The organism is Algibacter sp., assembly GCF_049667265.1.
Taxonomy (GTDB): domain Bacteria; phylum Bacteroidota; class Bacteroidia; order Flavobacteriales; family Flavobacteriaceae; genus Algibacter_B.
Genome location: NZ_JBATHX010000409.1, coordinates 1 through 6,372, shown reverse-complemented (window position 1 = coordinate 6,372; position 6,372 = coordinate 1). Strand labels below are relative to the sequence as shown.

5 protein-coding genes, 1 other RNA gene and 2 pseudogenes are annotated in these 6,372 nt (G+C 31.1%); 5 read left to right on the top strand and 3 right to left on the bottom strand.

The genetic code is table 11. The features are described from left to right. From WBN21_RS14360 to WBN21_RS14350, 3 genes and pseudogenes are all read left to right on the top strand, one after another. Positions 1-623: pseudogene (locus WBN21_RS14360) on the top strand (phenylalanine--tRNA ligase subunit beta); the annotation flags it as partial. Positions 624-720: 97 nt separating this feature from the next. Beyond that, a complete protein-coding gene (locus WBN21_RS14355; RefSeq protein WP_424201452.1) occupies positions 721-957 on the top strand; it encodes a DUF2007 domain-containing protein in 237 nt (78 codons plus the stop codon). A gap of 210 nt (positions 958-1,167) precedes the next feature. Beyond that, on the top strand, positions 1,168-1,401 hold the full coding sequence (locus WBN21_RS14350) for a putative signal transducing protein (RefSeq protein WP_424201450.1): 234 nt from the start codon (positions 1,168-1,170) through the stop codon (positions 1,399-1,401). Here the strand turns inward: WBN21_RS14350 and WBN21_RS14345 are convergent. Further along, entirely contained in the window at positions 1,398-3,023 is a 1,626-nt protein-coding gene (locus WBN21_RS14345; RefSeq protein WP_424201448.1) for an ABC-F family ATP-binding cassette domain-containing protein, read from the bottom strand. The two genes, WBN21_RS14350 and WBN21_RS14345, sit on opposite strands and share 4 nt — an antisense overlap. A gap of 178 nt (positions 3,024-3,201) precedes the next feature. On the opposite strand from WBN21_RS14345, the gene WBN21_RS14340 reads away from it, so the two are divergent. After that, entirely contained in the window at positions 3,202-4,623 is a 1,422-nt protein-coding gene (locus WBN21_RS14340; RefSeq protein WP_424201446.1) for a TlpA family protein disulfide reductase, read from the top strand. A gap of 276 nt (positions 4,624-4,899) precedes the next feature. On the opposite strand, the gene WBN21_RS14335 is transcribed toward WBN21_RS14340, so the two are convergent. Both WBN21_RS14335 and ffs read right to left on the bottom strand, forming a co-directional pair. Continuing rightward, complete coding sequence (locus tag WBN21_RS14335; RefSeq protein WP_424201444.1) at positions 4,900-5,703, bottom strand: SDR family oxidoreductase; 804 nt, start codon at positions 5,701-5,703, stop codon at positions 4,900-4,902. Between the two features lie 129 nt (positions 5,704-5,832). Continuing rightward, positions 5,833-5,931: signal recognition particle sRNA small type (gene ffs, locus WBN21_RS14330), an RNA gene on the bottom strand. Positions 5,932-6,018: 87 nt separating this feature from the next. Here ffs and WBN21_RS14325 point away from each other — a divergent pair. Then, positions 6,019-6,372 (top strand): annotated as a pseudogene (locus tag WBN21_RS14325) (glutaminyl-peptide cyclotransferase); the annotation flags it as partial.

Here is a 6,372-nt window from a genome sequence, read left to right as displayed (position 1 = left end):
AGTTTAAGCATTTATCAGTTTTTATTACTGGTAACCAAACTTCTGAAAACTGGCATGAAACAAGCAAAAAGAGTGATTTCTTTTTAATGAAAGGCTTAATTATTTCAGTTCTTGAACGCTTAGGAATTTCAAGATTTAACGAGTCACCAATAAAAAGCGATTTGTTTTCTGAAGGTTTAAGTCTTGGTTTAGGAAAAAATAATCTTGTTGATTTTGGATTGATTAAAAAACCAATTTTAAAACATTTTGATATTAGCCAAGAAGTAATTTATGCAGATTTTAAATGGGACGCTGTTTTAGATTTAATTAAACACAATACAATAAAGTTTAAAGCCATACCTAAATATCCTGAAGTGCGACGTGATTTTGCATTACTTTTAGATGACCATGTTACTTTTGAATCTATACACAAAATAGCCAAGCAAAGCGAAAAGCAGTTACTTAGAGAGGTTAGCTTATTTGATGTTTACCAAGGTAAAAACTTACCAAAAGGCAAAAAAAGTTATGCTGTTAGTTTCACGTTGCAAGACGAAAACCAAACACTAACTGACAAGCAAATTGACAAGATTATGAACAAACTTCAAACTAATTTCGAAAATCAGCTTGGAGCAGAATTGAGATAAATTTAATCTACAAATAATTTAAAAGCTGGCTTATAGCCGGCTTTTTTTATGTGTATTATTTTCGTATCTTTAGTAGAGAACTTTAAAACATAAAGCTATGAAAGATTCAAACTATTCTAAAATTTTTACAGGAGACACCATAAGTGCTCAACGAGTAGCTTCTGAACTTGAAAAAATAGATATTATTCCTGTTATTAAAGATCAATCAGACTCTGGATTGTCACCAATATTTGGAGGATCAAATTCTGTTTTAAGCATCGTATATGTCCATAATGACGAATATGAAAAAGCAAAAATAGTAGTTGAAAGTTTGAGTTCGGAATTACAAGAATAGAATGATTTTTTTAATAAACGACCATCTTAAATGTCATTTTGAGCGCATTCGAAAAACTTCTTTTTTTTGATTTAATACATTTCGAATGAGCTTAACCTAAAAAGCAAATAATTTTTTATTTTCCAGACAGCCTCATTTTTGTCGGACAAATCTCATTACTTTAATTTAAAATTTGTAACTTTAAGAAGTCACCTTTTAAATCTTTTAGATATGTCAAACTACATCAAAGTATTTTCAGGTAATTTTATTGAAGTTCAGCGTATATTCTCCGAACTGGAAAATTTCAACATTTGTGCCATTATTAAGGATGAATCTGAATCTGGGCGTTTAGCTGGTTTTGGACCTTCTATTCAAGGCTTACAAGAAATTCATGTTCATAAAGATGAACTTGATCGTTCAACGCCAATTATTAAAAACCTAACTTCAAAATTAGAACTTGATTAAGCAATTACGCCATACATTTTATCACGTAATTCTTTAATGGTTTTATCTTGCATATATTCATCAAACGTTGTGTAACGGTCAATAACGCCATTTGGTGTTAACTCCACTACTCTGTTGGCTAATGTTTGTGCAAACTCATGATCGTGCGTTGTAAATAAAATAGTGCCTTTAAAGTTTTTAAGTGAGTTATTAAATGCCGTAATACTTTCTAAATCTAAGTGGTTTGTTGGTTCGTCCAATTGTAAAACATTAGCTCTCATCATCATCATTCTTGATAACATACAGCGTACTTTTTCTCCTCCTGATAATACGGACGACTTTTTAAAAGCTTCTTCGCCACTAAAAATCATTTTACCTAAAAAACCACGAATATTAACTTCTTCCCGTTCTTCTTCTGTTGTTGCATATTGACGTAACCAATCTATCAAAGTAAGTTCATTATTAAAAAACTCACTATTATCCAATGGTAAATAAGATTGTGTTGTGGTAACACCCCACATAAATTTGCCGGAATCAGCTTTTTCGTTATTATTCAAAATCTCATAAAAAGCTGTAGTAGCTCTAGAATCTCTAGAAAAAACAACAACTTTATCACCCTTTTGAAGGTTTAAATCAATGTCTTTGAATAACACATCGCCTTCAAGTGAAGCAGATAATCCTTCAATATTTAAAATTTGATCGCCCGCTTCTCTATCACGTTCAAAAATAATAGCAGGATAACGTCGACTAGTTCGTCTAATATCACCAATATTAAGCTTTTCAATCATTTTCTTTCTACTTGTTGCTTGCTTACTTTTTGCAACGTTAGCAGAAAAACGACGAATAAATTCTTCTAATTCCTTTTTCTTTTCTTCAGCTTTTTTATTCTGCTGTGCATGTTGTCTTGCTGCTAATTGCGAAGATTCATACCAAAACGTATAGTTACCTGAATAGTTGTTTATTTTTCCGAAGTCAATATCTGAAATATGTGTACAAACAGCATCTAAAAAGTGTCTATCATGCGAAACCACAATCACACAATTATCATAATTTGCTAAGAAATTCTCCAACCACGAAATGGTTTCATAATCCAAATCATTGGTAGGCTCATCCATAATTAAAACATCTGGGTTTCCAAAAAGTGCCTGTGCTAATAACACACGTACTTTTTGTTTACCATCTAAATCGGCCATTAAAGAATAATGAAACTCTTCCTTAATACCTAAGTTTGATAACATCGACGCCGCATTACTATCCGCATTCCAACCATCCATTTCTTCAAACTTAACTTGAAGTTCTCCAATTTTTTCAGCATTTTCATCTGAATAATCAGCATAAAGTGCATCAATTTCAGACTTAATTTTAAATAAAGGTTTGTTACCCATCAAAATGGTTTCTAAAACCGTGTGCTCATCATATAAGTTATGGTCCTGCTCTAAAACCGACATACGTTTACCAGACTCCAAAGAAACATGACCAGATGTTGCATCTTGCTTCCCTGAAATAATCTTTAAAAATGTAGATTTTCCAGACCCGTTGGCACCAATAATGCCATAGCAATTTCCATTATTAAAAGTGGTATTTACTTCATCAAAAAGCACGCGTTTACCAAACTGAACTGAAAGATTTGATACTGATAACATAAAGGATAATTTAATTTTTTGCAAAAGTAAAAAATTACATTGGTATGCCGAAAACATAGTGCTTCTATTTTCAAGTAATTACATGCCAATTGCATTGTTAAACATTTAACAACGCCTTAACAGGACTTTATATAAACAAGCCATATTTTTGTAAATACAAATTGCTCAGAAGGGATTTATGAAGTTATACTTTACAATTGCTTGTATACTTTTAACATTACTAAGTTGCAAAAATGATAGTAACGAAACTGCTATTGATTTTGCCTACCTTGGTGGTGAAATTATTAATCCGAATACAAACTATATTGTTTTATCGAAAAACGAAACCATTATTGACACCGTAAAACTGGATGGCAAAAACAGGTTTTTATATAAATTCGAAAATTTAAACGAAGGGTTATACACGTTTAGGCATGGCGGTGAATACCAATTAATATTATTAGAGCCTCAGGATAGTTTGTTATTGAGACTAAACACCCTAGATTTTGATGAATCGCTTGTTTTTAGTGGTAAAGGAGATAAAGTAAATAATTATTTCATTAATGAGTTTTTAATAAATGAAGAGGAAGAGAAATTTGTTGTTAAACTTTGCCAACTTGATGGCGCTACTTTTCAGAAACGCGTAGACTCTTTAAAAACTATAAAGGAACAAGCCTTAACAGACTTTAAGACCAAATACAACCCATCAGATTTATTTTTAAAAATAGCAGCAGCAAATATTGATTTCGCCTATTATACTAGTAAAGAGGTATTTCCTTTTATGCATTATGGAAAAAATAAAGCCGCTATTTTAAAATCGGTTCCTGATAATTTTTACGACTACAGAAAAACCATTAATTACAATGACACTTTTTTAAGTAGCCATCATAATTACAATAAATTTTTACGTCATAACATTAGCACTTTATCTCTTGAAAACCATGATAAACACGAGGCTAACGCTTGCTACGACAAAAATTCCTTATGTTTTAATTTAGATAGGTTGACGCTAATTGATAGTCTCATATCAAACCCAACTATTAAAGATGATTTGTTATACCATTTTACAATGGGCTATGTCTCAAAAAGTAAAAATATAGAGAATAATAACGCACTTTTAAAATCATATTTAGAGAAAAGCAAAAGTGAAAAGGGCAAAAAAGTGATGACTCATTATGCAACGTCATTAAATTACCTAAAAGAAGGTTCTAAAATACCAGATATTAAAATTGAAAACTATAATCACCAAATATTTAATATAGGTTCTCAAATAGACGCACCAACAGTTTTATGCTTTTGGTCACATAATTATTTCGAACACTTTAAGGAAAGTCATTTCAAATTAAAAGAATTAAAACGAAAGTATCCTGAAGTAAAATTTATATCGATAAATATAGATAATTACGATTCCGAAAAATCAAAAAAACTATTGGTTGATAATGGGTTTCATAGCGTCAACGAATTTAAATTTAATGCGCCCGAAGAATCATCACAATTATTAGCAATCTACCCAATGACGAAAGCCATTTTGGTTGATAAAAACAAAAAAATAGTAAATAGCAACACCAACATTTTCTCTGTTAATTTTGAAGAACAACTACTAGGATTGATTAATAGATAATTTTAAAGTAACATCCTCATTTTAAAAACCTTACCTCACTCTTTATTAAATGATACTTTAAATTAATTTGAAGCTATTTCCTGCTATCCGCTATATCTTTTTTAGGAAGCAGTCCAGTACTAAATTCAAGGTTTTATATTTAATTAACCTGTCGGAATAAAATCAAAAAACAGTATTTTAAAGCTTCCTAAAAAAGGATGCCGCTTCTATCAGGGCTAGATCATTTGCCAACGTTATTTATACCGAGCCAATTAGTGCTAATCAAGAAGTTTAAAACTACAGCTTATAATGATTCATTAGCATTTTCTCGTAAACCTTATCTGGTAAAATACGCTTTAAAACAATTGAAAATTTCTGCATAAACTCCCCTACTTTATAATGCCCTTTCGGATTAGGAGTATTTATAATTTTATAAATTGCTTTTGCCATAATATCCGGATTACTCCCATTATCAACGTGCGTATTCATTAAATCTAAAGTATCACCATAAGGTTTTTTATAAGGCGAATTTTCCAGTAATGGCGCATGGTATCTACCTGCGGCAATATTTGTTGCAAAATCGCCAGGAGCCACGTTAGTCATCTTTATATTGAATTCTTTAATTTCCATTCTAAAAGCTTCGGTTAAAAGCTCTAAAGCCCCTTTACTCGCACTATAAACGCCGCGATAAGGCAATCCCATATAACCCGCAATGGAAGTAACATTTATTATTAAACCAGCATGCTGTTTGCGCATTTGCGGCAATACCGCTTTAATAACATTTATAGGACCGAAAAAATTGGTTTGAAAATTGTTTTTTATCTCTTCATTCGGAATTTCCTCAATAGGCCCTGTTATGCCTGCTCCCGCATTATTAACAACAACATCCAACCTACCTTCTTTTTCAATAATAGCATTTACGGTCGTTAATATGGTGGCTTCATCTTTTACATCTAAAGCTAAAATGGGGAATTTACTTGCTTTGTAATTTTCAGGTGTTCTACTTGTACCGTAAACTATAAAGTCTTTTTTTATTAAAAACTCACCAATAGACTTTCCTATTCCTGAAGAACCACCAGTAATTAAAACAACTTTAGACATCCTATTTTTTTAATTTAATGCTATAAAAATACAATAATAATTATGAGATTTCCATCTTCGAAGGGAACTTCATTAAACGAAAAAATCTTGATTAGCTTAAGCTTTCAAGATTTGAGTTTATTGCATAAAAAAAGGCAAGCTACCTACATCACACCGCTACGACCATTTACCTTTGCTTCGTTCCCGACCTGGAGGATTCAACAGGAGCTGGTTGTGTAGGACTTGCCCGTGCAAAGATACAACCTTTTAAAATTTTCACAATGATTTTTTAAACTGATTTTAAATAAATATCTTGCTCTAAATTATAAATTCGAAATGAATACATTCAAATATCTCACAATCATATTTTTAGGTGGTTTTCTAATTTCTTGTGGTTCAAATTCTGGACAAAAAAAAAGTGATTTTTCAATTATAACAAATGCTGAAAAAGGCAATATTGCCAATAATGAAACTCTAAATCTGTCTTTGGAAAACAAAAAAGGTCACACCATTGATTCTGTTTTATATCGATTGGAAGGAAATAAAATCAATGAAAATACGCCCTTAAAAAATTTCAAATTAGGAAAGCAAACTATTGAGGCAATCGTTTATTTTGATGGAGAAAAACAATCAACCTTATCTACTGTCACTATTTTAAATAGTGAATTACCTAAAGTATATACTTATAAT

Excerpts from the sequence above, each read along its gene's own strand:
- WBN21_RS14340 (WP_424201446.1), top strand. The coding sequence starts at position 3,202 with ATGAAGTTATACTTTACAATTGCTTGTATACTTTTAACATTACTAAGT.
- WBN21_RS14350 (WP_424201450.1), top strand. The coding sequence starts at position 1,168 with ATGTCAAACTACATCAAAGTATTTTCAGGTAATTTTATTGAAGTTCAG.
- WBN21_RS14355 (WP_424201452.1), top strand. The coding sequence starts at position 721 with ATGAAAGATTCAAACTATTCTAAAATTTTTACAGGAGACACCATAAGT.
- WBN21_RS14335 (WP_424201444.1), bottom strand. The coding sequence starts at position 5,703 with ATGTCTAAAGTTGTTTTAATTACTGGTGGTTCTTCAGGAATAGGAAAG.
- WBN21_RS14345 (WP_424201448.1), bottom strand. The coding sequence starts at position 3,023 with ATGTTATCAGTATCAAATCTTTCAGTTCAGTTTGGTAAACGCGTGCTT.